21 protein-coding genes and 2 pseudogenes are annotated in these 26,109 nt (G+C 59.8%); 14 read left to right on the top strand and 9 right to left on the bottom strand.

What is annotated here, in order from left to right; translation table 11 throughout:
• Positions 1-6: 6 nt before the first annotated feature.
• Both ACHMXK_RS15015 and ACHMXK_RS15010 read left to right on the top strand, forming a co-directional pair.
• Positions 7-684: a GntR family transcriptional regulator gene (locus ACHMXK_RS15015; RefSeq protein ID WP_397441352.1), complete on the top strand. Its 678-nt coding sequence runs from the start codon at positions 7-9 to the stop codon at positions 682-684.
• On the top strand, positions 681-3,770 hold the full coding sequence (locus ACHMXK_RS15010) for an FAD-binding and (Fe-S)-binding domain-containing protein (RefSeq protein WP_397441351.1): 3,090 nt from the start codon (positions 681-683) through the stop codon (positions 3,768-3,770). Before ACHMXK_RS15015 ends, ACHMXK_RS15010 begins: the two co-directional genes overlap by 4 nt.
• A gap of 503 nt (positions 3,771-4,273) precedes the next feature.
• On the opposite strand, the gene ACHMXK_RS15005 is transcribed toward ACHMXK_RS15010, so the two are convergent.
• From ACHMXK_RS15005 to ACHMXK_RS14985, 5 genes are read right to left on the bottom strand one after another with little or no spacing between them, the layout of a single operon-like run.
• Positions 4,274-4,912, bottom strand: coding sequence for an N-carbamoylsarcosine amidohydrolase (locus ACHMXK_RS15005; RefSeq protein WP_397441350.1), 639 nt, complete (start codon positions 4,910-4,912; stop codon positions 4,274-4,276).
• A 14-nt stretch (positions 4,913-4,926) separates the two neighbouring features.
• Positions 4,927-5,961, bottom strand: coding sequence for a 2,5-dihydroxypyridine 5,6-dioxygenase (locus ACHMXK_RS15000; protein WP_397441349.1), 1,035 nt, complete (start codon positions 5,959-5,961; stop codon positions 4,927-4,929).
• A 36-nt stretch (positions 5,962-5,997) separates the two neighbouring features.
• Positions 5,998-6,828 (bottom strand): alpha/beta fold hydrolase, encoded by an 831-nt coding sequence (locus ACHMXK_RS14995; protein ID WP_397441348.1) that lies wholly within the window; start codon positions 6,826-6,828, stop codon positions 5,998-6,000.
• A 12-nt stretch (positions 6,829-6,840) separates the two neighbouring features.
• Positions 6,841-7,593: an Asp/Glu racemase gene (locus ACHMXK_RS14990; RefSeq protein ID WP_397441347.1), complete on the bottom strand. Its 753-nt coding sequence runs from the start codon at positions 7,591-7,593 to the stop codon at positions 6,841-6,843.
• 27 nt (positions 7,594-7,620) lie between these two features.
• The gene (locus ACHMXK_RS14985) at positions 7,621-8,592 is read right to left on the bottom strand and encodes an amidohydrolase family protein (RefSeq protein ID WP_397441346.1); all 972 of its coding nucleotides are present in this window, start codon (positions 8,590-8,592) and stop codon (positions 7,621-7,623) included.
• A gap of 158 nt (positions 8,593-8,750) precedes the next feature.
• On the opposite strand from ACHMXK_RS14985, the gene ACHMXK_RS14980 reads away from it, so the two are divergent.
• The gene (locus ACHMXK_RS14980) at positions 8,751-9,239 is read left to right on the top strand and encodes a MarR family winged helix-turn-helix transcriptional regulator (protein WP_397441345.1); all 489 of its coding nucleotides are present in this window, start codon (positions 8,751-8,753) and stop codon (positions 9,237-9,239) included.
• An 18-nt stretch (positions 9,240-9,257) separates the two neighbouring features.
• Here the strand turns inward: ACHMXK_RS14980 and ACHMXK_RS14975 are convergent, their stop codons facing one another.
• Genes ACHMXK_RS14975 through ACHMXK_RS14960 form a run of 4 tightly spaced genes read right to left on the bottom strand, consistent with a single transcriptional unit; the run spans position 9,258 to position 12,679 of the window.
• Positions 9,258-9,782 (bottom strand): aromatic-ring-hydroxylating dioxygenase subunit beta, encoded by a 525-nt coding sequence (locus tag ACHMXK_RS14975; RefSeq protein WP_397441344.1) that lies wholly within the window; start codon positions 9,780-9,782, stop codon positions 9,258-9,260.
• A 2-nt stretch (positions 9,783-9,784) separates the two neighbouring features.
• On the bottom strand, positions 9,785-11,074 hold the full coding sequence (locus ACHMXK_RS14970; RefSeq protein ID WP_397441343.1) for an aromatic ring-hydroxylating dioxygenase subunit alpha: 1,290 nt from the start codon (positions 11,072-11,074) through the stop codon (positions 9,785-9,787).
• 13 nt (positions 11,075-11,087) lie between these two features.
• Positions 11,088-12,374 (bottom strand): NAD(P)/FAD-dependent oxidoreductase, encoded by a 1,287-nt coding sequence (locus tag ACHMXK_RS14965; RefSeq protein ID WP_397441342.1) that lies wholly within the window; start codon positions 12,372-12,374, stop codon positions 11,088-11,090.
• On the bottom strand, positions 12,374-12,679 hold the full coding sequence (locus ACHMXK_RS14960; RefSeq protein WP_397441341.1) for a non-heme iron oxygenase ferredoxin subunit: 306 nt from the start codon (positions 12,677-12,679) through the stop codon (positions 12,374-12,376). The genes ACHMXK_RS14965 and ACHMXK_RS14960 overlap by 1 nt, the downstream gene beginning before the upstream one ends.
• Positions 12,680-13,012: 333 nt before the next feature.
• On the opposite strand from ACHMXK_RS14960, the gene ACHMXK_RS14955 reads away from it, so the two are divergent.
• The 11 genes and pseudogenes from ACHMXK_RS14955 to ACHMXK_RS14905 all read left to right on the top strand — a co-directional run bounded on the left by ACHMXK_RS14955 (position 13,013) and on the right by ACHMXK_RS14905 (position 26,104).
• Positions 13,013-14,098 (top strand): TRAP transporter substrate-binding protein, encoded by a 1,086-nt coding sequence (locus ACHMXK_RS14955; RefSeq protein WP_397441340.1) that lies wholly within the window; start codon positions 13,013-13,015, stop codon positions 14,096-14,098.
• A 64-nt stretch (positions 14,099-14,162) separates the two neighbouring features.
• Positions 14,163-14,723, top strand: a complete 561-nt coding sequence (locus ACHMXK_RS14950) for a TRAP transporter small permease subunit (protein ID WP_397441339.1) — start codon at positions 14,163-14,165, stop codon at positions 14,721-14,723.
• Positions 14,720-16,215, top strand: a pseudogene (locus ACHMXK_RS14945) (TRAP transporter large permease subunit). Before ACHMXK_RS14950 ends, ACHMXK_RS14945 begins: the two are co-directional and overlap by 4 nt.
• A 17-nt stretch (positions 16,216-16,232) precedes the next feature.
• Complete coding sequence (locus tag ACHMXK_RS14940) at positions 16,233-18,614, top strand: xanthine dehydrogenase family protein molybdopterin-binding subunit (RefSeq protein WP_397441338.1); 2,382 nt, start codon at positions 16,233-16,235, stop codon at positions 18,612-18,614.
• Positions 18,615-18,624: 10 nt separating this feature from the next.
• On the top strand, positions 18,625-19,464 hold the full coding sequence (locus tag ACHMXK_RS14935; protein WP_397441337.1) for an FAD binding domain-containing protein: 840 nt from the start codon (positions 18,625-18,627) through the stop codon (positions 19,462-19,464).
• On the top strand, positions 19,461-20,660 hold the full coding sequence (locus tag ACHMXK_RS14930) for a 2Fe-2S iron-sulfur cluster-binding protein (protein ID WP_397441336.1): 1,200 nt from the start codon (positions 19,461-19,463) through the stop codon (positions 20,658-20,660). The genes ACHMXK_RS14935 and ACHMXK_RS14930 overlap by 4 nt, the downstream gene beginning before the upstream one ends.
• Before the next feature lie 85 nt (positions 20,661-20,745).
• Positions 20,746-21,766 (top strand): annotated as a pseudogene (locus ACHMXK_RS14925) (ABC transporter substrate-binding protein).
• The gene (locus tag ACHMXK_RS14920; RefSeq protein ID WP_397441335.1) at positions 21,763-22,569 is read left to right on the top strand and encodes an ABC transporter ATP-binding protein; all 807 of its coding nucleotides are present in this window, start codon (positions 21,763-21,765) and stop codon (positions 22,567-22,569) included. The pseudogene ACHMXK_RS14925 and the gene ACHMXK_RS14920 overlap by 4 nt, the downstream one beginning before the upstream one ends.
• Complete coding sequence (locus tag ACHMXK_RS14915; protein ID WP_397441334.1) at positions 22,566-23,327, top strand: ABC transporter permease; 762 nt, start codon at positions 22,566-22,568, stop codon at positions 23,325-23,327. Before ACHMXK_RS14920 ends, ACHMXK_RS14915 begins: the two co-directional genes overlap by 4 nt.
• Positions 23,328-24,131: 804 nt before the next feature.
• A complete protein-coding gene (locus tag ACHMXK_RS14910; RefSeq protein ID WP_397441333.1) occupies positions 24,132-25,178 on the top strand; it encodes an asparaginase in 1,047 nt (348 codons plus the stop codon).
• 206 nt (positions 25,179-25,384) lie between these two features.
• Positions 25,385-26,104, top strand: a complete 720-nt coding sequence (locus ACHMXK_RS14905; RefSeq protein ID WP_397442533.1) for a DNA/RNA non-specific endonuclease — start codon at positions 25,385-25,387, stop codon at positions 26,102-26,104.
• Positions 26,105-26,109 lie beyond the last annotated feature (5 nt).

Here is a 26,109-nt window from a genome sequence, read left to right as displayed (position 1 = left end):
ACAAACATGGCTGCTGCCGCTGACAATGCCTACGAAATCCTGAAGCAGCGCGTGATAGGAGGCACCTATGCGCCAGGGGCGCAGCTCAAGGAGGAGCACCTCGCGCGCGAGCTGGAAATTAGCCGGACCCCGATCCGGGCAGCCCTCAAGCGTCTGGTCGATGACGGGCTCGCGACTGCCGACCCGAACCGTGGTGTTCGCGCGGCGGAATGGACCGACTTGGACATCGAGGAAACCTTCGACTTGCGCGGCCTGCTGGAGTCGCATGGCGCTGGTCTCGCGGCACGTCGAGGCGGCCTCCCGCTTGCGGATCGCCTTGATGACCTGAACGAGCAGATGGATAAAGCGATCGCGGCTGGGGACGGAGGTCCAACCGAACGCCTGCAGGAGATCAATTCCCAGTTTCATCACGCGATCCTGGAGGCAAGCGGCTCGCCTCGCCTGCGCGCTATGCTGGCAGGCCTCATCGACATGCCGATCGTGATTCGTTCGCATTTCATCAGCACCCGGCAGGACAAGTTGCAGAGCCTTCAGCACCACCGTGACCTTGCCGCTGCCATCCGCGCGGGCGACCCGGAGCTCGCCAGGCAGGTCATGCACCTGCACCTGCGCGTCGCCTCGCACCGGTTCAAGCGCCAGCGCATGGAATTCAGCGCTGCCCATCCGGATGGAGATCACCGTTGATTCCTGCCCTGCACGCTGGCGACCTGCCGCCTTCGCTCACTCTGGCGTACCTTGCGGAGCTCAGGCTTCGTGGTTTTGGGGGTGACATCGAACAGACCCACGCCGACCGCACCGTGTTCGCGACGGACAACTCCATCTACCAGCTTGCGCCACAAGCGATTCTCTTCCCGCGCGATGAGACGGACGTCGTTCGTATCGCCAAACTCGCCAGTGATCCACGCTTCACCTCCCTGAAATTCACGCCGCGCGGCGGCGGCACCGGCACGAACGGCCAGTCGCTCACCGACGGCCTGTCCGTGGATCTGTCGCGGTATATGAATGCCATTCTCGAAATCAATCTCGAAGAAGGCTGGGCGCGGGTGCAGGCGGGCGTTGTGAAGGACCAGTTGAATGCGGCCGTGGCGGCCAGCGGGTTATTTTTCGCGCCGGAACTGTCACCGTCCAATCGCGCGACGATTGGCGGCATGATTGCGACCGATGCTTCGGGGCAAGGATCGGTGCTCTATGGCAAGACACGGGACCACGTGATGGCGCTGAACGCGGTGTTCATGGATGGTACGCAATGGCAGTCCAGGCCGCTGACGCCAACTGAACTTGAAAGCGCCAAAGGCCGCAACGACCGGGTCGGTCGCGTGCTGCGTGTGCTTGACCGCATCCGCCAGGACGACGCTGAACTGATCGCCGAAACTTTCCCAAAGCTGAATCGATGTGTCACGGGCTACGACCTCGCACATCTTTGCGATTGTCATGGCCGCTTCGACCTCGGCGCCGTGATCTGTGGTGCGGAAGGCACGTTGGCATTCGTGACCGAGGCAAAAGTCAAACTCACGCCGGTGCCGCGTTTCACCGCCTTGCTGAACATCCGTTACGCCTCGTTCGATGCCGCGCTTCGGGATGCGGGTACTTTGATGAAGCTGCAGGCGGCATCAAGCGAAACGATCGATGCAACCGTCCTCAGGCTGGCGCGGCAGGACGCCGTCTGGCTCAAGGTGTGTGCCTTTTTTCCTGACGATCCCGAAGGGCCGGCCGAGGGTGTCAACATCGTCGAGTTCGTCGCCGCGGATGAAACGTCGATCCAAGAGCAACTGGCACGCGTCGAGTCGGAGCTTGCCGTTGGGGGCGCCGGTCGAAGAGGCTATACGGTCGCGCGAGGTGCCGAAGCCGCCGCAGCGATCTGGTCTATGCGCAAGAAATCGGTGGGCCTTCTGGGCAGTATGCAGGGCGAGCAACGTCCCATGCCGTTTGTGGAGGACACCGTCGTTCCGCCCGAGCACCTGGCAGACTACATCCAGGAGTTTCGCGCGGCACTGGATCGCCGCGGACTGGTCTACGGTATGTTCGGCCATGTCGACGCCGGATGTCTCCATGTCCGCCCGGCACTGGACATGAAAGATCCGGCACAGGAGCGGCTTGTGCGGGAGATCTCCGATGAAGTGTTCGAGTTGACGCGCAAGTACCGGGGCGTACTTTGGGGAGAACACGGCAAAGGTTTTAGGTCCGAATACGCGCCGGCCTTCTTTGGCCGGCTTTACCCGCGTATGCAGGAGGTCAAGGCGGCTTTCGATCCGCACAACCAACTCAACCCGGGAAAAATCGCCTCCCCGCCGGGCCACGAACTCACGCGCCTGGACCAGGTTCCGACGAGAGGACAAGCTGACAGACAGATACCGATCAGCGTATGGCGTTCGAACGAGGACGCGCTGCATTGCAACGGCAACGCGGCATGTTTCAACTACGACCCCGATGATGCGATGTGTCCATCATGGAAGGCAACTCGCGACCGGAAGCATTCCCCAAAAGGTCGGGCGTCTTTGATGCGCGAGTGGCTGCGGCTGCTGGCAGCAAAAAATGTGGATCCCGTTGCGGCCTTGTCTCGCGGCTGGCTGGACCTGCCATCCCGTGCGCTCAATACCTGGAAAGCCCGCCGCGGTGCTTCCGACTTCTCTCATGAGGTAAAAGAGGCGATGGACGGATGCTTGGCGTGCAAGTCCTGTGTGGGCCAGTGCCCCGTCAAGGTGGACGTTCCCGCTTTTCGGTCGCGTTTTCTGAATACCTACTACGGCCGCTTCATGCGCCCCTTTAAAGATCACCTTGTCGCGAGTCTGGAAGCCTGCTTGCCGCTGGCCGCGAAAGCGCCGAGACTCGTCAATGCCTTCACCCATAGTCAGTTCGGCCACTTCGTGGCGCGCCGACTAGGGTTTGTCGAGCTGCCGGAGCTTGGGACCGTCGCCATCCGGGAGCAGTTGGATCAATGGGGTGTGCGGACAGCGACGCCGGGAGCGCTTGCGAAATTGACGCCCGCCGAGCGCAGTAAGAGTGTTTTGGTGGTGCAGGACGCGTTCACCACGCATTACGACGCTGAAGTGTTGCTCGACTTTGTCGAACTGCTTAGACACCTGGGATTCATGCCATGGCTCGCACCGTTTCGCCCTAATGGCAAGCCGCAACACGTGCTCGGTATGCTCGACAGGTTCCGGCGGACAGCAAGCTCCAATGCGGATATGTTGAGAGCGCTCGCAGAAACGGGCGTGTCCTTGGTTGGCGTGGATCCCTCCATGACCCTGGCCTACCGGTCGGAGTATGTCAAGGCGCTGGGGATGGAGGCGGTTCCCCAAATTCTGTTGCCGCAAGAGTGGCTGGCCATGCGGATCGATGAACTGGATCCGATACCGCTGGAGGACGGTTCGGCGTGGTCGCTTTTGCCACACTGCACCGAGCGGACAAACGCCCCCGTCGCTACTTCAGATTGGATCAAAGTCGCGCGTCGGCTGGGCGTTGATTTGAAGATACTCGAAAGTGGCTGCTGCGGTATGGCGGGTCTGTACGGACACGACCTGGCGAACAGGGCCACATCGGAGAAAATCTACGGCCTTAGTTGGGGGCCCATCCTCGCCAACGCTAGCCACGAAGGCAGAACGGTTGCGACAGGTTTCTCCTGCAGATGCCAAGCGGAAATTGTTGATGATCTGCGTTTGATGCATCCCCTTCAGTTGTTGCTCCGTACGCTAAAAGCAAAGCGTTCGCAGAGCATGCCACGGTCGCACACGCAGGATTCGAAAAACCTCGAGCATCACGAGGAGTACTGAGATCGGCAAGCGCCCTTGGAAGGCAATGTCTTCTTTGGACAAAGCGGATATTCGCAAAGTTGATTTGCGCCAACTATCGGTAATCGAACATGTCGCCAATCAGAAAATGATAGCTTTCGCCTGGAAATGGTCCCACGCTCGTAGCCTTCCGCGGCAGTTGTTGGGTCAAATGGGCCTTGGTTCGCAAGGCTTAGTGCTGAGTTGATTCGCGGAATCACCCCTGGCTCAAGACCAAGCCGTTCATTGTGTACGCCGGGCCGATCTGCCGCCTGTTCAAGCGCGCCAAACATTGAATTTTTTCCAGACTATCCATACCGGGTTGGTGGCCTGATCGCGGCCTTGAATTCCCATGGGCAATGGATTGAAGAAAAAAATGCGTGTCGTGACGCGGTGGATGGGGCTGGGGGTGATAGTCGCCGCTTGCCTCCCTCTCGGTGTGACCCCGAGGGCCAAGCAGCGCGAAGAGATTCTTCGATTTGAGTTTGAGTATTTCGGACCTTTGTTCAGGCGACGCGTGATCCCGTCGGCTGACATTTTTTCAGCGCCTCGTCACGCGTCATCACGGCGGCGTACTTTTGTCCCATGTCGAAGATACTCGCATCGTGCGGTGCGATGGCCCTGTCGCCCACACAGTCGCTGAGGACGACAGGGCGGAAACCCCAGGACATCGCGTCCACCACGCTGGCGCGCACACAACCGCTTGTCACCGCGCCCGCCACCACCAGCGTCTGCACCCCCCGCTGGGTCAGCCACTGCGTGAGCGGTGTACCGAAGAAGGCGGAGGGAACCGTCTTGCGCACGACCAGTTCACCGGCGGCCGGTGTCAGTTCGGGCACGATGGCGCTGCGGTGTTCCTGCTCCTTCAAGGTCAACATGGCAGGTACCTTCAGGGAGAAGATGTTGTGGTCGGCGCCGTCGTCCGCGTAGACGATGCGGCTGTGGGCAATGGCCCAGCCGCGCTCGCGTGCGGCCTGCAACAACGGCACCGTGTTGGCGATGGCCGTGGGAATGTTGCCGCCCCCAAAAATCTCAGGGTCGGCAAAACCATTGACGAAATCGACGATCAGCAGGCCGTAGGGCGCTTGCAGCGGGAGTTCCGCGCCAAAGCCCTGTTTCGCGTAGGTGGGGAGGTCGACGTGCATAGTTAAAACGCCTTTCATTGGTCCAAAACCTTGCCTTCGCGTACAACGTCTTCGCCGTCGAGGCGAACGGTGCACTTGCGCAGGGGAATATCAATGTGACAAGTGGTGGTGCGGTGACCGCCAGCCTCGTTGTTAGGCCCCAGCGAGAACAGGAAATTGCCTTCGAAGGCGCGCGCGTCCATGCCAATCGTGGCCTCGCGGTCGTACAGGCCCAGCGTGGACCAGCGCGCGCGTGATTGCAGACCCCAGCCAATGTGGGAGATCGCAAAAGACTCCGGATCGTTAAAGGCGGCCATGTAATCGTTCAACAACTCGGCATCGATGCCGCCTTCTATCTTGGTGGCGTAGCCGTTCTCCACGGTCAGGACAATGCGTTCACTGCAATACCTTTTTTGCGGAAGCAGGATATCCCCTTTGTCGATCACGATGGTGCCGTTGCTTCCGCTCTCGTCCGGGAAGGTCAGGGCAAAACCACTGGGCCAGTGATCCCAGCGGCCAGGTTCATCCACGAAACCGTACTCGCTGATCACGGGAAATTCACCCAGCTTGCAGCGCAGGTCTGTGCCCGCGGCGGAGACGATGTGCATTTCCCTGGCTTTGTCGATGCGGGTTGCTGCCGCTTTCACACGCGTCCGGTCCGCCTCGGTGGGTACCAGGCGCGCCAGTACTTCGGGCGGCTCTACGGCCAGCAGGATCTTGGTGCCGGTCGACAGGATGGCGTGCTGCTCGGGGGAGAACAGCAGCGTCATCAAATCGAGCACCAGGTCGCTGGCCGTCAGTGCCGCGATGGCGGCGGGGTTGCCTGTGAGAGGTGTGGTGCCGAGATAAGCCAGGCTGTCGCGGCTGTGGGCCTTCTCGCCATTGACAGGCGGCAGGTCCAGCCGGTTGACAATCGCGCCCATCTCCTGGGTGGCGATCAAGGCGCATGCCAGGGTCTGTGGATGCGTAGAGGCTCCGGTCAGAATGGTCACGGTCTGGCCGGGCTCTAGCTTGGAGAGGGTCAAGACCTGCTTCCAGGCGCTGACCAATTGGTAGTTGCTGACGGGCATGTGTACTCCTTGGGGTTGGAGAGATAGTGAAAGGGCTCAGGCTGCGTTGGCCGGCGTCAGGGCGTGCCCAAGGAAGTTGCCGAAAGCCGCATAAAAGCCTTCTTCATCGTCCCAGGGAATCATGTGACCGGCATTCGGCACGTGGGCGAGCTGCAGCCCGGGCAACAACTGCTCAAGCTCCTTTTGGTCCTCCGCTTGAATCACGCCGCCGCGACCGGCCACCATCAGCAGCGCAGGCACCTTGATATGAGGGACATCGGCATGAATGTCATCCTGGTGGAAACCGTCAAATGTCGTGACGATGGCGCGTTCGTCGCAAGTCTGAAGCCATTCGGCGCGCAAGCGAAGCTGCTCTTCGGTCCAGGTCGGGCAAAACTGGCGCATCTGCGCTATCGTGATGCCGCGCTGTGCGAGGCGGATCGAATCGATGTACCAAGGCAGTTGCGAGGGGTAACGGCGGCGGCCCGGACCGGAGACCGGCGGGTCGATGAGGACCAGCTTTTCCAGCCCTTGCGGATGTTGGCGGGCCAGGCGGATGCCGATGCGTGCGCCCATGGAATGGCCGACAAGCTGGTAGGCGCCCAAGCCGAGGGCTTCTGCAAACGCCGCCACATCGGCCGCGCAGGCGTCCAGGCCGTAGTCCAGCGAGTCGGAGGCTTCCGAAAGGCCGCGCCCACGCACGTCAAGCACGTAGGTGTCGAAGTGCCGGCCAAAGCGTTCGGCGACAAAGCCCCAGGTCACGGCCGGGCTGGTGATGCCCGGCACGATGACCACAGTCGGCCCTTGGCCACCATAACGCAAGTAGTGCTGACGAATGCCGTTGGCGCGCACGTTGGCGCCATAGAGGAAGTGGGAGGTATTTGGCATGGACTGCGGTTCTCAGTAAGCGCCGGAGAGCAGGGCACCCGCGCCGGGGACGATGGGCTCGAGCCCAAGCGCCTTTAGCATCGCGTAGGTGGTGGCGACGGCGGCGGTGATGACTGGCTTGCCCGTCATTGCCTCGACCTGGGCGATCACCGGGAGCGAGGGCATCTGCACGCAAGCGGACAGCACGATCACGTCAACGTCGTCGGTCTTGAGCTTTTGCACGATGGCCGGCAGGCGTGAGGGATCGTGGCGACCCACTTCGAGGTTGTCTGGAATTTGCAGCGCCGTCCAGTCCGAGACCTCGAAGCCTTCGTTGCGGATGTAGTCCACCACGAGTTCGGTCAGGGGCAGCATGTAGGGCGCCACCAGGGCGACACGTTTCGCCCCCAGGACTTTCAGGCCGTCGACCAGCGCGCCGGCGCTGGTGATGACAGGTGCCTTGCCGTCGTTCTTCTCCGTATGCGCCGTCAGTCGCTCTTGCGAGCGGCGGTGGTAGCCATGGCCCATGGCCATGATGGCCACCAGGCAGGCATAACCCAACACGTCGACGCGTGCATCGCTGAGCTCAAGGGCGCAGCGGTCGGATTCGCCGTCCATGGCGGCCAGCTCATCCTTTTGCACGGTTTTCATGCGCATGCGGCTGGAATGGAAGGTGAAACGCTCGGGCCGGATCTGCTCGCGCAGGCGCAACATGGCCGGGATCTCCGTTTCCATGGTGGTGTTCGAGCTGGGCACAATCTGGCCAATGCGGTAGTTGCGGTTCATTTGAGTTGCTCCTTTTGTGTGTCGGGCTTAGTTGGGCGTGAGTTTGAAAATCCGCTCGGCATTGCCGTGGCAAACCAATGCGCGCGTGGTCTCGTCGAGGTCGGACTGTTCGATGAAGTCGGCCGCGATCGCTGTGGATTCGTAGGGATAGTCCACCGAGAACAGCACCGCTTCGGCACCCATCTCGGCGATAGCACCTTTCAGTGCGGCCTCGGAGCAAACGCCTGAGGTGGTGATGAGGATGTTGCTGCCGATGTATTCCGACGGCTTGCGCTGGAGCTTCACGCCGAAGGGGTAGGCGGAGAAGCGGCTGTCGAAGCGCCAGCGTTGGAAGGGCAGGCCTTCGCCCATGTGGCCAATGATCAGTTTTAGCTTGGGAAAACGATCGAAGACGCCGGAGAACAGAAGGCGCAGGGCGTGGGAGCCGGTTTCGACCCCCCAACCCCATGCCGCGCCCTGGATCACGGGAAATCCCGCGAGTGTCTGCGGCACTTGCGGGAAGTCGATCGGATGTAGATACAGCGGGACGTCGAGTGCCTGCAGGCGTTCCCAGACCACGTCATAGGCCGGGTCATCGTAATAACGGCCTTGGCTGTGGCCGTTGACCAGTGCGCCCTTGAAGCCCAACTCGACCACTGCGCGTTCCAGCTCCTTGGCGGCTTGTTGGGGGGCCTGCATGGGCAAGGAAGCAAAACCTCCAAAACGGGTCGGATGTTTGGCAATGCGTGACGCCAAGTAGTCGTTGTTCTCCCTTGCACCCCGGATGGCTGTGGCGGTGTCCGCCTCACCCTGTACGCCTGGTCCCGTCTGGGAAAGAATGGTCAGTGCAATGCCCGCCTTGTCCATTTCTTCCAGCCGCAGTGTGTCGATGTCCGCCAATCGACGCCCCAGATCGGCGGCGGTGGCGGGATCGATGAACTGCAGAAACGCTTTTGAATACTGTTCAAAGCCGGGTGCCATGAAATGTTCTTCAAAGGCGATTTTTTTGATTCTGCTCATGAAAACTCCTGAAAATTACGAAGAAAGTATGTATGGACTACGTAAGTTATTGGCTATGAAATTGACTTCTGCTTGATATTTATCAATGAAAAATAGGTCGCCTTGGCATGCCTCCCTCGATATAATCGTCAGGGTACTAACATATTGGAGGGCCTGTGGTGATTGCCAAACCTGAAAAGGACATCGATCCAGCCAAGGAGGCGCTTTTTGCGCGACCGGGCTTTTTGATCCGCCGACTCCACCAGATCCACGTCGCCATGTTTATGGAGGAGTTCAAGTCGACGAACATCACGCCGGTGCAGTACGGCTTGATGAGCGCCGTGGCGGCGCTGCCTGGTTTGGATCAGACGGCGCTGGGTCAGGAGGTGGGGCTCGATCGCACCACCACCGCCGATGTGGTCAAGCGGCTCGAGGAGCGTGGGCTGCTGGAGCGCCGGCCCAACCCCCACGACCGCCGTACGCGTCATGTGCAGCTGACGGCCCAGGGTCAAGCCCGTGTTGCGGAATTGCATGGTGATATGACGCGCGCCCAGGAGCGTCTGCTTGAGCCGCTGCGGCCGGCGGAAAAGGCCATCCTCCTGGACCTCATGCGCCGCCTCGTCGAGGCCAACAACCAGTACAGCCGCACGATCCTGCGCGGCATCTGATGGGCTGGGCAGGATAGATCACAAGGGGTAGACCAGGTCGTTGGCAATGATCGTGGTGTCGTAGATGGCCTGACGCTCCTTGAGCAGCAGGCCGCCTTCCTTGCGCACCAGATGGTCATAAAAGGTGCCAGCCATGTGAATGGTGCTGGGGCCTTCGACCAGGGTTTGCAGCAGCACAAAGTTGGCCTGCGCCTCGATGCTGCCGTCTTCCGTCTCGTCGGTCACCCGCGTGTTGCTGACCAGGTGGAGGTTGTAGCGAGGGGCGAACATCTGGGTGCGCGAAATCGCGATGGCTCTATCGATCATCATGTTCCGCCCATGTGCGTAGACCAGGCCAACGGGCATGTTGAGCTCGGCGTTCTCGCGCGCCGTGATGCGGTAAATCCCGTCCTCGGTGAAAAAATCAGGCCACTGTTCGACCAGGCCGGCGTCCAGAACCGCACAGTACTCGGCGTTGAAGGCCTCGACCTCACGTGCCAGCACGGCGGAGCGTTCCCGCGAAATCTTGCGTGGACGAAAAAGAATGGATGTTTGCTCGATCATGGTCAGAATCCCATCACTTGGCGGTAGTACTGGTACATCCCGCGGATACATGCCTCGGAAATGAGTGTTTCGGAGGTGCCGACGCGGTCGGCGTCCAGCTTGATGACGTTGGTGTTGCTGCTGGAGCGGCGCACACCTTCCTGCACAAACTTCATGGCCTCGTTGTCCTCAAGGCCGAGAAAACCGGCCGGGCCCATCAGATTGCCCTGGCGCAGGCGGTGCTGTGTCATCTCCTCGGTGTCGTCTTCGTAGCCGAACATGGTCCATTGCATCAACATGCTGTTGGGGCCGTTGGGAACAATCTGGCGAACGCCCAGCGTGTTCATTTCACGCTGAACCACCAGGTTGGGCCAAACGGTTTGCATGGTCACCGACCACTCGGAATCGAACTCCTTCACGAATTCGAGAAAGCGGTCGTCGCGCAGGTGCATGCCTTCGTGGAAGGAGCGCATCTCCTTCTTGTTCTCGCTGCTGACCACGGCATATTTGTCTTCGGACTTGGCCGAAGCCATGGTTCCGTGGCGGCAGTGTTTGCTGTCGGCAATCATGGCCGACTTGTTGCCCGCAACGAGCAGGCCAAAAACCACCAGAAAGGAGTGCAGCAGCGTCGCGTGATATGGGTCCTTCAGGTTCTCGTGGTACATCTTCCAGTTGCATGGCAACTCGTTTTTGTAATAACCCAGAATCTTCAGTTTCCTGCCGTTGAAGACGACGTCGAAGTCCTTCAGCATCTCCGGACCGAGGTACTCCTCGATAGGCTCCACGTCCGCCGAATAGGAAGCGAAAACCACGCCGCGATGGGTGGTCACGAACAATTTTTTGAGGCCATGCTCTTCGTTCTTGAAGTCCTTGGGCATGCCGCCGGTCTTGTTGACGCCGCGTTTGAACGGTACGCCCTGCAGGTTGCCCTTCAGGTCGTAAGACCATTGGTGGTAGGGACAGACAAATTCTTTGACATTGCCCTGGCCGTGACGGCAGAACTCTGCGCCTCGGTGTGCGCACCGGTTTTCGAACACGTTGATCGAGCCGTCCTCTGCGCGCGAGACGACGACCGGGGTGTCTCCAACGTAAGAGCGCTTGTAATCACCGGAGTTGGGGATCTCTGCCTCCAGGGCGACGTAGTTCCAGGTGCGACCCCGGAAGATGAGTTCCATTTCTTTGCCATACACCGCTTCATTGGTGTAGACCCAGTCTGGAATGAAATGCATCGCGTCTTCTGGCCAAACGCAGGCCGAGAGGTCTGCGTCCTTGGATCGGACGGTGCGGTTGAGGACGGCGTGGGTGCTGTGCATACCTGGCTCCGGTTCAGGAAACGGTGAGGGTGGGTGTTCGCGCCAAGGCGGCGCGGACAAGGGGGCGAAGCGGCGCCGTGGCGTCGCAAAGAGAAATCGGATCGCAAGGTGTCTTGCTGTCTACCAGCGGCTTGAGCTGGCGAAGGTCGCCGCCGGCATTGAGGGCGATGGCGTGCAGGATCTGGCCTGTTTCATTGGTGCCCAGCAGCAAAAATTTCGGCGCCGCGTCGGGGCTGCTGAAATCGTCGCGGCGGTGATATTGCAGGCCGGCCACAGGCATGCCCAGGATCTGAAGGTTGTTGCCAAACTGGTCGCTCCAGAACCAGGGCGCGCTCAGAGGGGCGGTCGGCATTCCGGCGATCGCCGCCGCAGCCAGCCTGGCCTGCTCGTTGGCGTTTTGCCAGGATTCCAGGCGCATCTCATGTCCGGTGAAGGGGTGGGTCTGACTGCTGCAATCGCCTGCCGCATAAACGCCTGGGGCGCTGGTCATGCAGTGCGCGTCGACACAAATGCCACCATTGCCCGAATGAATGGACAGGCCTGCGCGGCTGGCGATTGCCACCTCGGGCGCCAAGCCAACGGCGACGACAATCATGTCTGCGGACAAGGTCTCGCCGGAAGCCAGGCCAATGCTGACACCGTCGGCGCGGACATCAAAGGATTCGCAGCGGGCGTTCAGTCGCAGGTCTACGCCCGAGGCTGTGACGGCATGGTGCAACCAGGATGACATCTCTGGCGGAAGGGCTCGACCCAGCAAGCGGTCGGCGCTCTCAATCACCGTTGCTGACAAACCTATGGACCGGGCGGTTGAAGCCACTTCCAGCCCAAGGAATCCGCCGCCCAGGATCAGTACCGAGCGGCATTGGTGCATCTCTTCGCGCAGGCGCAGGGCGTCTGCGATGGTGCGCAGGTAATGGATGTGGGCCGTGCCAGGCGTAAGGTCGGCGATGGTTCTGGCCTTGCCGCCTGTGGCGATCACGCAGTGTTGCCAGGTGATCGTTTTCCCGTTTTTCAACAGGGCCGTGTGTCCGTGAACGTCCAGGGACGCAACCTCCGTGTCAAGCAGGGTCTCGATAGCTTTTTCTTCGTGGAATCCTGTCGGATGGATCTGGATATCTTCAGCCGCGCCCGAGCCCGAAAGCATGGTTTTGGACAAGGGTGGGCGTTCATAGGGCAGCGGCCGCTCTGATCCCGCCACAACAATTCGATCCTGGTAGCCAAAGTCCCGCAGCGCTGCTGCCGCCGTCGCGCCGGCCTGGCCTGCGCCGATGATCAGGACGCCAGTGTGATCGGCATTCATCACGCGTCCACCAGGATGTCATCGCCTTCAACCTTCACCAAGTACACGCGGATCGGCTGGGTGGCGGGGGCGCACATGGCGGCGCCCGTCTTCAGATCAAAGCGCGCCTGGTGCAGTGGGCATTCGACACAGCCATCCTCTACATAGCCCTCGGAGAGCAGTGCGTATTGATGGGTGCAGATGTTGTCGGTGACGTGGAAGCCGCCGCCGCTGTTAAACAGCGCGAGCTTCAGATCGCCGATGACAACGGCGACCACTTCGTCTTCGCCGACCTGATCGGCGGTAGCAATCTTGGTCCAGGTCATGGTGGGTCTTTGTGTTGAAGGAGGATGAATTATCATCACTGTACTGATAATCGTCAATAGATTGTATTTGTGCTATTTGTCAGGGTTTTTACTTATCACTTATTCAACAGGTAGTTAAAAAACTCCCATTAAATCAACATCAAATGGCCTAAATTGGTGCAAAGTTGAGTTTTGGGCAACCCTAACTGGTGCATTTGAAAATCAGGTCAATCCCTATGTAAAAACCCTGTTGACACGGCTTAATGCACTCAGTATGCTGACGATAAATAGCCCACAACTACAGATAAAACGGCCTTGGGCAAGCCGTCGATCCATACTTTTTCTGGAGTTCACATGCAGCGACGTGCCTTCCTCGATAAAACCGCCATGGTTGGTGTTCTGGGTGCTATCGCAGCCCCGGCCATGGCGCAATCCACGCCCAGCATCAAATGGCGCATGTCCACCAGCTGGCCCAAAAGCCTGGACACGATGTACGGCTCGGCCGAACATCTGTGCAAGCGCGTCGCCGAGTTGACTGACGGCAAGTTCCAGATTCAATGTTTTGCCGGCGGCGAGGTTGTCCCCCCGGCGCAGAACATGGAAGCCGTGAGCAACGGGACCATCGAGGTCAACCATGTGCTGGCGTCGGCTTTTGTGGGCAAGAACACGGCCGTGGCTTTCGACACCGGTCTGCCTTTCGGCTTGAACGCTCGCCAGCACAACGCCTGGATGCAGTTCGGCGGCGGCATGCAACTGGTGCGGGAGATGTACAAGAAGATGGGCATCACCAACTTTGTGTGCGGCAACGTTGGCGTCCAGATGGGCGGCTGGTACCGCAAACAGATCAAAAGCGTGGCCGACCTCAAGGGGCTGAAGATGCGCATCGGTGGGATAGGCGGCATGGTGCTGTCCAAGTTGGGTGCCGTTCCACAACAGATTCCGGCCGCTGACATCTACCCTTCGCTGGAAAAGGGCACCATCGATGCGGCCGAATGGATTGGCCCTTATGACGATGCCAAGCTTGGCCTGAACAAGGTCGCGCCTTTTTACTACGCGCCAGGCTGGTGGGAAGGCAGCGCCTCAATTACCGCGATGGTTAACAGCAAAGCCTGGGACGCGTTGCCGCCTGCGTACAAAGCCGCCTTCGAATGTGCCTGCAATGAGCAGACCATGAAGATGATTGCTGACTACGACAACCGGAATCCCGAGGCGATCAAAAAGCTGGTCGGTCAAGGGGCCAAGCTGTCCTACTTCCCCAAGCCCGTGATGGACGCTGCTTTCAAGGCTTCCAACGAACTGATGAACGAACTTTCGGAAGCCAACCCTGACTTCAAGGCGATGTTGCCGAGCTGGCTCAAGTACCGCCGTGATCAGGCCAGTTGGTTCCGCGTGGCAGAGGCCGAGCTGGACAACTACACCTTCGCAAACGTCACCAAGTAAACACGGCCAGGTGCCGCAAGGGGCGCCCACCCGCAGGCGCCCCTTGAATGATTGATCGTCCCACATGAAAACGATAACCCCCAACGACCGCGCGCTGCCTGGCTGGGTGCGCGGCATAGACCATCTGACCGACTTTGCCGGTGTGCTTGCAAAGTGGGCTTTATTGCTGGCTTGCGTGATCAGCGGTGGCAACGCGCTGGTGCGCTATGGCATTGGCATCAGCTCCAATGGCTGGCTGGAGATCCAGTGGTATCTCTTTGGCGCTGGCGTGATGCTGGGCGCCGCGCAAGTGCTCCGACTCAACGAACATGTTCGCGTCGACCTGTTTTATGGACGCTGGTCGGCGCGCCGCCAGGTTTATATAGATCTTTTTGGGCTGATCGTCTTCTTGCTGCCGATCACGGTCCTTCTCGCCTACCTGTCGTGGCCGCTGCTTGTTGACATGGTCCGTTCAGGGGAGTCCTCCCCCAATGCCGGAGGACTGATCCGCTGGCCTGCGATGGCACTGTTGCCCGCGGGATTCGGTCTCCTGGTGCTTCAGGCGCTCAGCGAGATCGCCAAACGGGTTCTATGGCTACAGAACCGCTATGAGATGAACCTTCACTACGAAAAGCCCCTGCAATGAGCCTCGAAGCATTTCCACCGATGATGTTCGCGGCCCTGGTGGCCATTTTGCTGCTCGGCTTTCCTGTGGCTTTTTCCTTGGCCGCGCTGGGTGTTGCCAGCGGCGGTGTCGCCATCTACATGGATGGTTCCCCGCCGGATTCATGTCGGCCCTGCCTCTGAACGTTTTCGGCATCCTGTCGAACGACCTTTTGCTGGCGATTCCCTTTTTCACCCTGATGGGATGCGTGCTTGAACGCTGCGGCCTGGCCGAGGACATGCTTGATTCAATGGGCCAACTCTTCGGACCCGTGCGCGGTGGCCTGGGCTACTCCGTCATTATTGTGGGCTTCATTCTGGGCGCGATCACGGGTACCGTGGCCGGCCAGGTGATTGCCATGGCGATGATTTCGCTGCCGGTGATGATGCGTTATGGCTACAACATGCGTTACGCCACTGGCGTGTTGGCGGCCTCTGGCACGATCACGCAGATTGTTCCGCCCTCCCTGTGCCTAATTGTTCTGGCCGACCAGCTCGGCCGCTCAGTGGGCGACATGTACAAGGGCGCGTGGGGGCCCGCCATCCTGCAGGTTTTCCTCTTCGCGCTTTACACCTTTCTTCTCGGCCGCTTCCGGCCGCAAGATGTGCCGGGCATACCGAAGGAGGCGCGCACGCTCAATGGTTGGGCCTTGTGGTCCAAGTGCCTGCGCGGCATCATCCCTTCAGCTTTTCTTATCTTCGCGGTGCTGGGGTCCATGGGCGGCTTGCCGGGTATTGACGAGGCCATCGCCACACCAACCGAGGCGGGCGCCATGGGGGCGCTTGGTGCGTTCCTGCTGGCGGCCGTGCATGGCCGGCTGAGCTGGTCGTTGCTGCAAAGTGCCATGGCCTCGACCATGCGTATGACTGCGATGGTGGTGTTCATCCTGATTGGCTCACGCGCTTTTTCCCTGGTGTTTCAAGGTGTCAGCGGCGGCTTATGGATAGAACACATGCTGGCTGATCTGCCGGGCGGCCAGGTAGGCTTTCTGATCGTGGTCAATGTGTTCATTTTCTTTCTTGCATTTTTCCTCGACTTTTTCGAGATCGCCTTCATCATCCTGCCCTTGCTGGGCCCGGTGGCGCAAAAGCTCGGCATTGACCTGGTGTGGTTTGGCGTGCTGATTTGTGTGAACATGCAAACCAGCTTCATGCATCCACCCTTCGGATTTTCCCTCTTCTACCTGCGTGGCATTTCCGACACGCTGCACAAAGAAGGAAAGCTGCCCCACAAGGTGCAGTCAAAGGACATCTACCTCGGTGCCATTCCGTGGGTCTTCATGCAGCTGATACTCGTTGCCGTGGTCATCTTTGTGCCTCAGACGGTCACCTTCTTCCTTGATAAGGAGATGGTGGTGGACACCGATAAAGTGCAGCTCAACTTCCAGAATGCTCCCGAGCGGGCGGAAGATACACCCAATGAACGTGACGACCCATCCAAGATGTTCGGCGGCGCAGCCAGCGATCCCAAATAGCTCACCGGAGACAGAAAATGCAACACAGTCAACCCGATCCTGCCAAGTCGGCGAGTCAGGGCGTGGGCGCGCGCGTGGAACGCAAGGAAGATGCCCGGCATCTGAACGGTCGTGGACAGTTCGTGGCCGACATGTACATGCCGGAGATGAATGAGGTCGCCTTCCTGCGCAGCCCCTTTGCGCATGCCCGCATCATCAGCACCACGCTGGCGCCCGAAACCGCCAGCCGCGTCGTGCTACGTGCATCCATGGGCGATGTTCTCGACATTGTCGCCGAATCGGCGCTTCCGACCTACCAGTCGTCAGCGCAACCACCGCTGGCCTCGGGCAAAGTACGTTTTGTGGGCGAGCCGGTCGCACTGGCTTTTGCGCCCACCCGCGCGGAGGCCGAAGACATCGCCGAGACCATAGAACTCGAATTCGAGGATCTGCCGGTCTATGCCGACGCGACCACGGCCAAAGCCGCGACAGCGGATTTCATCCATGAGGGCTGGACACATCACAACTTTCTGACGCTGAAAGCCGACACCAGCTTCGACGCACTTGCCAGTCAGGCCAAACTGGTCGTCAGGCGTTCCGTCGATCTGGCGCGCCATTGCATGGTGCCTATGGAAGGCAAGGCCGTGCTGGCGTATTGGGATCATCAGGCCGACATGCTGGTGGTCTACACCGCCACCCAGGTGCCGCACATGATTCGCACCATCCTGGCCAAGTGCCTTGGCATGGATCAGGGCCAGGTTCGCGTTGTCGCACCAGATGTGGGCGGCGCGTTTGGCTACAAATGTGTGTTGCAACAGGAAGAGCTGTGCGTCGCCTGGCTGGCCAAAACCCATCGCAAACCGTTTCGCTATCTGGAGGATAGACGCGAACATCTGATCGCTGGTGCCAATACGCGGGAGCATCACTACGACATGACGGCCTATGCCGACGAGCGCGGCAAGATCTTGGCGCTAGACGCGCATATCGTCATCGACGGCGGCGCATATTCTGTCTGGCCTTTCACCATTGGCCTGGAACCAGGGCAGGCGATAGGCAATCTTCCCGGCCCCTATGCGTTCCGCGGTTACCGCTGTGTGACGGAATGCGTGGCAACGAACAAACCCGGTTTTGTTCCGTATCGCGGCGTGGCGCGCACGGGCGTTTGTTTCGCCATGGAGCTGACGATAGACGCGGTAGCCCGTGCGGTGGGCCGCGAGCCTTGGGAAGTGCGCCTGGAAAATCTTGTGTCGGCAGACCTCATGCCCTACGTCAACGTCACCAACAAACATCTGGACAGCGGTGACTACCCCGCCAGCCTGCTGAAGGCCCGCGAGATGATTGATTTCGAAGCGGTGCGCGAGCGGCAGCGCCAAGGGGAGGCGGATGGCCGGCTGATCGGCATGGGCTTTGCCACCTACACCGAGCAGTCGGCCCATGGCACCTCCGTCTTCGCCGCCTGGGGCACGCCTGTCATCCCGGGTTTCGACTCCGCCACCGTGCGCGTCACACCCGATGGTGGACTGGAGATGCGTGTTGGCGTGCATTCGCACGGCCAGGGCATGGAAACCAGCTTTGCGCAGATTGCTCACGAAGTCCTGGGAATTGATATCTCCCGCATGAAGTTGGTCCACGGCGATACGGCACAGACACCTTACTCGACGGGAACCTACGCTTCACGTTCGCTGGTGATGTCGGGCGGGGCGGTGTCGCGCGCCTGTAAAGTGCTGGCCCCGCGCATCAAGCGGATAGGCGCTCATTTGCTGGGTGCCCAACCAGAGGATGTGGAACTGGTGAATGGCCGGGTTGTCGGCCCCGGTGGCAGCGTCGCCATCGCCGAAATCGCCGAGGCCTGGTACCTGCGCCCCGACAGGTTGCCTGCCGACGTTGACCAAGGGGGCCTGGAGACCACCACCGGGTTTAAACCGAAGGTCGATACCGGTGCCTTCACATACGCCAGCCACGCCGTTACGGTCGCCGTGGATCCCGAAACCGGGCACGTTGAAATTCACGACTACGTCATCGTGGAAGACTGCGGCACCATGATCAACCCCTTGATCGTCGAAGGACAGACCTATGGCGGGGTCGCGCAAGGCATAGGCACCGCCTTGTACGAAGAGACGCCGTATGACGCCAACGGCCAGCCGCTGGCATCAACACTGGCCGACTATATGTTGCCGGGCGCCACGGAAGTTCCGCGCATGCGCATCCATCATTTTGAGACACCTTCGCCGCACACCGAGTTCGGCGCCAAAGGGATGGGCGAAGGCGGCGCGATTGCACCGCCGGCGGCCATTTTTAACGCGGTCAACGACGCCCTGCAAGGACTGGGCGCGGAAGTTGCTCACACCCCGCTGACACCCCGGCGCCTGCTCGAGGCCATTGCTAGGGCAGAGGCGGTTCAGCTTCGCCAGGCCGCTTAAGGAATCAATAATGAAAGCAGCTTTATTTGAATATGTCCGTCCTTCGACGCTGAAGGACGGACTCCAGCGCCTGGCCGAGGGGCAAGGCGCGGTCAAGGTCATGGGGGGGAGCCAGTCATTGGGGCCCATGCTCAACCTCCGGCTCGCACGGCCCAAGGTGGTCGTGGACTGCACGGCACTGCCCGAGATGCGCGATGTAACGATTGCCGATGGGGTGATCCGTATCGGAGGGGCCGTGACCCATGCCGAGATCGAAGATGGCGTGTTCCCGCTGCTGCGTGGAAGCCTTCTTCAAACCGTGGCAGCAGGCATTGCCTACCGTGCTATCCGCAACCGCGGCACCGTGGCCGGAAGTCTGGCGCACGCCGATCCGGCGGCGGACTGGGTGTTGACCATGACGGCGCTGGCCGCGCAGTTGGAATTGGTGTCGTCTGGAGGCAAGCGCATGGTCCCCATGGACCGCTTCATGCTTGGGGCTTACACCACCGATGTGGCCGAAGGCGAATTGATCAGCGCCATCCATGTGCCTGAGCTGGGGGACAAGGCCCGCTGGGGCTATGCGAAGTTCTGCCGCAAGACCGGCGAATTCGCCGAAGCCAGTTGCTGCGCTGTTTTTGATCCGCGTCGAGGATTCGCGCGCGTGGTGGTCGGCGCGCTGGACGGGGCGCCCCAGGCGCTGCCGGCTATCGCGGCTGCGGTCGCCGAGTCGGGTGCCATCCCGACGCGTGCCGACATCGGCAAGGCCCTGGAGGCCGCCGCCCCAGGCAAGGACGCCATAGACCGCAAACTGATGACGGCCGCTGTCCTGCGCTGTCTGGAACAAGTGTTGGGCAAGGAGAAAACGTTATGACGGTCATCGCCATCGAGATCAACAACAGGACAGTCAACCGCGACGTGCCGTCGCGCATGCACCTGGCCGACTTCGTTCGCGACGAAGGCCGTCAGACCGGAACCCACCTGGGTTGTGAGCACGGCGTCTGTGGCGCCTGCACCCTTCTGGTCGACGGTCAGCCGGTTCGCTCCTGCATCACGTTTGCCGTGGCCTGCGACGGCAAGAAGGTCACCACGGTCGAAGGTTACGGCGACGACGCGATCATGGCGCGGCTGCGTCCTGCCTTCTCGCGTCACCATGGCCTGCAGTGCGGCTTTTGCACACCGGGCATGCTGGCGACCGCGCGTGACATCGTGCTGCGTTTTCCCCATGCCGACGAAGATCTGATTCGTGTAGAACTTTCCGGCAATCTTTGCCGCTGCACAGGTTACATGGGCATCGTCAATGCCGTCATGGATGTCCTGGCGCAATGCCGTGATGACGCGGTTCCCGCAGTGTCGAAACTTCGGGCAGAAACCAAGAAGGTTTTCAAGGAGGTCACGGTCGTGGCAGGGGGCGCGGCCGGCTTTCAAACCTTCCAGGCGACCGACATTGGCAAGGTGGCCGTGGTCGCAGAAAAACAGGCGGCCGCCGACGAGAATGCCACGGCGATCAAGGGCGGCACCAGCATACAAGGCAGCTTCAAGGTTCCCTATCCCGCCGACGCCGTCTGGAAGTTCATGGCAGACCTGCCTGCCGTGGCCGGCTGCCTGCCCGGGGCGGAACTGACAGAGCACGTGGGTGATCGCGTCAAAGGCCGCGTGGCCATCAAGTTCGGCCCGATGTCGGCCAGTTTCAATGGTGCCGCACGTCTGGATCGCAACGAGCAGGCGCATTCCGCCGTTCTCAAGGGCGCTGGTCAGGACTCCATCAGCAAGTCCCGGGCAAATGGCGATGTGTCCTACCGCATGGTCGAGATCGACGCGAACACCACCAAGGTGGAGGTCGATCTTCTCTATTCGCTGCAGGGTCCCTTGGCCCAGTTCTCGCGTTCAGGTCTGGTGAAAGACTTTGTCGGCCGCCTGATTCAGGAATTCGGCAAGAACGTCACGCTTCGCATGAATCCGAACCGCTCGTCAGATTTGCCTCTGCCGCCGGCAAAGCTCAATGCCTTCAGCCTTGGCATGAGCGTGATGTGGTCCCGTATCAAGCGGCTCTTCGGCCGTGGTGAATGAATCAAAAAAACGTAGTTTCCGTTCCTGTTTGGCGCGATCGTCTGGGGGGCGTGCCTGGCTTCTTACTTCCTATTGGAGAATTACTATGAACCGTTTACTGTCTCGCCTGATCGGCAGTCTTGCCGTTGGCTGTCTTGGTCTTACCCTTTCAGTGGGCGCGCTGGCCCAGGGCCCCGAAAAGCTCAAAGTCCGCATGGACTGGACACCCTGGGGCGTTCAGGCCGCCATGCACCTGGCCCAGCAAAAGGGATGGTTCGCCGCTTCTGGCCTGGATGTCACGCTGGAAGACGGCAACGGCTCCGTGACGACGGTCCAGATCGTTGGCGGTGGTGATCAGTTTGATGTGGGACATGCGGCCCTGGCGTCCATGATGATTGCCCGCGACAAGGGCCTGCCGGTCAAGGCCGTCGCCGTTTTCGCGCGTTTGAGTGACATCGGCTTGCTGGTTCCGAAAGATGCCGGCATCAAGGGACCCGAAAGATCTGAAGGGCAAAAAGGTTGCCTACACCGCAGGCTCCCTTGAAGCGCCTTTCATTGACGCTTTCCTGGCGTCAGGCGGATTGAAACGAAGCGACCTGGAATTGGTCAACGTCGACGCGGCAGGCAAGGCCGCCACTTATTCTGCCGGACGCGCCGACGCTGCGTTTTCGACCATTCCCTTCTTTCTGCCTGTGGTGTCGCAAACGCGTGCCTCCAATGCAATCCGATTTGCAGACTACAACTTGAACATGCCAAGTTTTGGACTGTTTGCGACTGAGGCCAAGCTGGCGGCAAAACACGAAGCGATCGCCAAGTTTGCAAGCATTGTTGCCGCTTCATGGCAATACATCTACAACGGCCATGAGTCCGAAGCCGTTGATGCCATCGTCGCGCAACGGCCGCAAGCCAAGCTGAACAAGGAGATTCTGCGGGCACAGATTGATGCGCTCAAGGGTTTCTTCCAGCTTCCCGTTCCTGCCGGGCAAATGCTGGGCGCGCCTGTTGCCGCGGACTTTAGCGTCGCGGTCAAGACACTCACGGACGTCGGACTGATCAAGTCGATCAAGGACGGCAATGAATTTTTTGCACCCGGCCTGGTGCGTGTTGCTGCGGGTGTGCCGAAGTGAGCGCATCAACCATCACCTCCGTCGACGTGCGCAAGGTTTACGGGGGCGAGACGCCTCTGACGGCCCTGGACGGGATTTCGCTCGACATCCGGCCTGGCGAATTCGTCAGCATTCTTGGGCCCAGCGGCTGCGGAAAGAGCACCTTTCTGCGTTGCATCGCGGGCCTTGAAGAAACCTCCTCCGGAAGCCTCAAGGCGGACGGCCGGGAGATTTCCGGTCCACCGGATCACGTCGGCATGGTTTTTCAGCGCGACGCCCTGCTCGAATGGAGAACGATAGCGCGCAACATCATGCTTCCGATCGAGTTCGCGGGCAAACCAGTAGCGAACTACCAGCAGCCCATGCGTGATTTGCTGAAGCTGGTGGGCCTGACCGACTTCGCTTCCAAATACCCCCGGGAACTGTCCGGCGGCATGCGCCAACGGGCTGCGATCTGCCGGGCCTTGATTGATCAACCCAGCCTGCTGCTGATGGACGAGCCTTTCGGGGCGCTTGACGCACTCACGCGCGACCAGATGAACGCAGAGCTGCAGCGCATCTGGCTGGAGACGCGCAATACAGTGGTGTTTGTGACGCATGGCATCGCGGAAGCCGTCTACCTGGCCGACCGTGTGGTGGTGTTTTCGCCCAGGCCGGGTCGAATTGCGGACATCATAGAGATCGACCTTCCTAGGCCTAGAAAGCTGGCGGTGCGCGAGACGCCCGAGTTTGGCAAATACACCAACCGCATACGCGCACTTTTTCATGACATGGGACTCCTCAACGAAGAGCCTGGACAAGTCAACGAGGCGGTCGCAGCATGAGCACGAAAAAAACACATGCAGCGCAGCAGTGGATCCTGGGCGCACTCTCGCTGATAGGCTTCCTGGTCGTGTGGGAGGTCCTGGTGCGTGTGCTGCACGTGCGCCCAGTCACCCTTCCGCCGCCCAGCGCTGTGATCAACGAGTTATTCGGCGAGTGGCGTTTCTACCTGGACCACGCCGCTTATACCCTGCTCACGACGCTGGCCGGATTCGTCCTGGCCGCCGTCATAGGCGTGTTGCTGGCAACGATGCTGGTGGGCTCAAAACTGTTTGAACACACGGTTTATCCCCTGATCATCGGCCTGAACAGCGTGCCTAAGGTGGCGATTGCGCCGCTGTTCGTGATCTGGCTTGGGACGGGCTCCGAACCCAAGATTGCCATCGCGTTTCTCATCGCTGTTTTTGCGGTCATCGTGGATGCGATGCACGGACTGCGATCGGTGCCTGGCGATGTGCTGGATCTGGGGCGTGTGCTCAAAGGCTCCAGGATGGATTTCTTTTTCAAGGTTCGTTTGCCAGGGGCACTTCCGTCCATTCTTGCGGGTATGAAGGTCGCCATCTCTCTGGCCTTGGTGGGGGCAATCGTTGGCGAATTCGTGGCGTCCCAGCGAGGCCTTGGTTACGTCATCCTGAGCGCCCAAGGTACTTTTGATACGCCCCGTGTTTTTGCCGCGGTGGCCGTGCTTGCCTTCATGGGCCTGGGTCTGTATGGCGCTTTGGCCTGGGCTGAGCGTTATTTGACGCCCTGGCGTCGCTGAGGACGCGCAAGCTTTACCCTAGGGAAAAGTTGGAAGCATGAGAGCTGAGCTTGCTCGGCTTGAGCGAGACGGCACTCTCGACTCAAGGCCTTGAGGTCGTGGCAAACTGATGGCGAGAGTGCCCGGGTCTGCAGCATCGCCCATAGCGATGACTGCGGACATACCGCTGTACATGGAGGAAGGCACGCAGGATGTCATTCAATCGCTGGTGTTTTTCTGTGCTCGACCTTTCCTTGGCGAAGAAATTTCTCGCCAGTCATGATCCTCTGAATGTGATCGTTGGCTGCGCGATTTTTCTTTGATGACAAGCGCGCGGCGGACAAACAGTCTGCTATGTCAAGGCCGGCACTTTACGAGAATGATTGTTATGGACTGCGATTCAATCGGTCGATTTCCATTCCTTCAGGGGTGTTTTCAGCGCGTGGATCTTCTCCCATCAGACGTGGAAATCTCTTCAAGACAGACAGAAATCTGGCTCATGCCGGTCAAATTTTTAGGCAGGCTCAAGTCCTTGTTGAAGCGGGTGTTGATGCTCTGAGCTCCCAAAATTTCTAAGCATCCTGGAAGGCAAAAGACGTTTTGCGGGCATCTCTGCTCAACTGCGCCCAATCAGGTGAAGTTTCCCAAAATTGCAGTCTGGTGGTGTTGGTTTCTTGTCAATTTTTCTTCCGTGGTGAATGTATGTGAAATTTTTCATTCATTTCTTTTCACCTTGTAACGAAGGCGCATATGATCCGATTTCGCGAGGCTTATATTCCTCGCGACACGACGTCTCCATCACCTTTCAGGCTTGAAAAAATCCATATGAAATTGAAAACTGCAATAGTGACCGCTGCCCTCATGACCGCTTTCTCTGCCTTTGCTCAAAACAAACCAGTTGTTCATTTCATCGCGACAGGTGGGACGATCGCCATGAAGATCGATCCCGTGAAGAACGCGCCTGTGCCGGCGATCTCGGGCGATGACTTGCTGGCCACAGTTCCCGATATCGGCAAATACGCAAGCATCCACGTGAACAATTTGTCGAACGTGCCTTCGGACTACATGGATCCGGTGCGCTGGGTGCAGCTCAGCAAGGCCGTGCAAAGCTCTCTTGACAGCAAGGACGTGGCCGGCGTGATCGTGTCGCACGGCACGGACACGCTGGAAGAGACCGCCTTCTGGCTGGACTTGACCGTGAAGTCGTCCAAGCCTGTGGTCCTGATTGGTGCCCAGCGCAATGCATCACAGTCCGATTTTGATGGTCCACGCAACCTGCTCAATGCCGCCCGTATCGCTGTGGATGAAAAGTCCAAGGGCATGGGTGTGATGCTGGCCATGAACAACCAGATCAACTCCGCGCGCTACGTGAGGAAGACGCATACAGGCAATGTCGAGACCTTCAACTCTGGCGACTTTGGTTTCCTCGGGGAGGTCTACCAGGACCGCGTCATGTACGCCAATGCGCCTGTGCGCCGCCAGCACATCGAGATCCGTACCGACAAGATGCCTGAAGTGGAAATCATCGCCATGTATGGCGGTGCCGAAGGTGCGGCACTTCGCCATGCGGTTGACCGCGGTGTCAAAGGCATTGTGGTTCAGGCCCTGGGCATGGGCAATATGAACGCGCCTATGTTCGAAGCCGTGAAGTACGCGCTGTCCAAGTCGGTTCCCGTGGTGATCTCGACCCGTGTCGACAATGGCCGCGTGTTGCCCAACTATGGCTTTGTTGGTGGCGGCAAGACCACGTCCGACGCAGGTGCGGTGATGGCCGATGACTTGAAACCAGCCAAGGCGCGCATCCTGCTGATGCTCTTGTTGCAAAGCGGCGTGAAGGACAAGGCAGCCTTGCAAGCGGCTTTCGATCGCTGAGATTTCTGAAGAAGGAATAAGCCAGTGGTGACGACCCAGCAGGGCGTCGCTGCTGGCATGCCGGGCGAATGATGCGCCTCTGCTTCAATCACGCCCAACATCAAAGGTTTTTCGGACTATCCATGCCAGGTTCAGTGGTCTAATCGCGGCCCTGAATTCCCAGTGTCAATGGATTGAAGAAAAGAATGCGTTTAGTGATGAGATGGATGGGGCAGGGGGCGATTTTTGCCACTGCCGCCGCAGCCCTGGTAGCCCAGGCTGCCACAGGATTTGAACAATGTCCCCAGTTTTTTGCCAAGAGCCAGCCGCCGGCCGTGCAGCAGCGGCCTTTGCAGCGGGCGCTGTGTTACGAGGCTTTTGCCATTTTGCACAGCGGGGAAACCAAAACCCCGGTGTTTGTCGCCCAGCGCCTGAACCGCGAAAGCATTGACGACGCCGGCGAGAAACGCTCCAACAAGTTTTTCGCCGATGCGCGCTTGCCGCAGAGTGAGCGGGCGGCTCTGGACGACTACAAACACTCCGGTTATTCGCGTGGCCATATGGCGCCAGCGGCGGACATGCCCAGTCCCGCCGCCATGGCCCAGAGCTTCTCGCTGGCCAACATGGTGCCCCAGGCCATGAAACACAACTCGGGCGCCTGGGCCAAGATCGAGCAGGCCACGCGCAAATACGCGCACCGGGCGAAAGGAGACGTGTTTGTGATCACCGGCCCGGTGTTCACGCCGGAGAGCGAAAGTATTGGCCACAACCATGTGAAGGTGCCGACCTACCTCTACAAGCTGGTTTACGACGTTGAAACCAACCGCGCCTGGGCGCACTGGCAGGCAAACCTGGATGAAACCCGGGCCTCGCAGCCCATCAGTTATGACGAGCTGGTCAAACGCACCGGGGTGAAGTTTCTGCCGGGTGTGGTGCCCAAGTCTTAGTACTG

The sequence above is a fragment of the Polaromonas sp. UC242_47 genome (genome assembly GCF_044452385.1).
Lineage (GTDB): Bacteria > Pseudomonadota > Gammaproteobacteria > Burkholderiales > Burkholderiaceae_C > Polaromonas.
Note: the sequence above shows the minus strand (reverse complement) of the source record. Positions and strands in the feature narration are given on the sequence as shown.

Bases quoted from the DNA above. Each gene is read 5' to 3' on its own strand.
- ACHMXK_RS14940 (WP_397441338.1), top strand. From the start codon at position 16,233: ATGCAACACAGTCAACCCGATCCTGCCAAGTCGGCGAGTCAGGGCGTG.
- ACHMXK_RS14975 (WP_397441344.1), bottom strand. From the start codon at position 9,782: ATGATCGAGCAAACATCCATTCTTTTTCGTCCACGCAAGATTTCGCGG.
- ACHMXK_RS14905 (WP_397442533.1), top strand. From the start codon at position 25,385: ATGGGGCAGGGGGCGATTTTTGCCACTGCCGCCGCAGCCCTGGTAGCC.
- ACHMXK_RS15000 (WP_397441349.1), bottom strand. From the start codon at position 5,961: ATGCCCGTCAGCAACTACCAATTGGTCAGCGCCTGGAAGCAGGTCTTG.
- ACHMXK_RS14960 (WP_397441341.1), bottom strand. From the start codon at position 12,679: ATGACCTGGACCAAGATTGCTACCGCCGATCAGGTCGGCGAAGACGAA.
- ACHMXK_RS14965 (WP_397441342.1), bottom strand. From the start codon at position 12,374: ATGAATGCCGATCACACTGGCGTCCTGATCATCGGCGCAGGCCAGGCC.
- ACHMXK_RS14910 (WP_397441333.1), top strand. From the start codon at position 24,132: ATGAAATTGAAAACTGCAATAGTGACCGCTGCCCTCATGACCGCTTTC.
- ACHMXK_RS15015 (WP_397441352.1), top strand. From the start codon at position 7: ATGGCTGCTGCCGCTGACAATGCCTACGAAATCCTGAAGCAGCGCGTG.
- ACHMXK_RS14935 (WP_397441337.1), top strand. From the start codon at position 18,625: ATGAAAGCAGCTTTATTTGAATATGTCCGTCCTTCGACGCTGAAGGAC.
- ACHMXK_RS15005 (WP_397441350.1), bottom strand. From the start codon at position 4,912: ATGCACGTCGACCTCCCCACCTACGCGAAACAGGGCTTTGGCGCGGAA.
- ACHMXK_RS14915 (WP_397441334.1), top strand. From the start codon at position 22,566: ATGAGCACGAAAAAAACACATGCAGCGCAGCAGTGGATCCTGGGCGCA.
- ACHMXK_RS14930 (WP_397441336.1), top strand. From the start codon at position 19,461: ATGACGGTCATCGCCATCGAGATCAACAACAGGACAGTCAACCGCGAC.
- ACHMXK_RS14970 (WP_397441343.1), bottom strand. From the start codon at position 11,074: ATGCACAGCACCCACGCCGTCCTCAACCGCACCGTCCGATCCAAGGAC.
- ACHMXK_RS14985 (WP_397441346.1), bottom strand. From the start codon at position 8,592: ATGAGCAGAATCAAAAAAATCGCCTTTGAAGAACATTTCATGGCACCC.
- ACHMXK_RS14955 (WP_397441340.1), top strand. From the start codon at position 13,013: ATGCAGCGACGTGCCTTCCTCGATAAAACCGCCATGGTTGGTGTTCTG.
- ACHMXK_RS14995 (WP_397441348.1), bottom strand. From the start codon at position 6,828: ATGCCAAATACCTCCCACTTCCTCTATGGCGCCAACGTGCGCGCCAAC.
- ACHMXK_RS14950 (WP_397441339.1), top strand. From the start codon at position 14,163: ATGAAAACGATAACCCCCAACGACCGCGCGCTGCCTGGCTGGGTGCGC.
- ACHMXK_RS14990 (WP_397441347.1), bottom strand. From the start codon at position 7,593: ATGAACCGCAACTACCGCATTGGCCAGATTGTGCCCAGCTCGAACACC.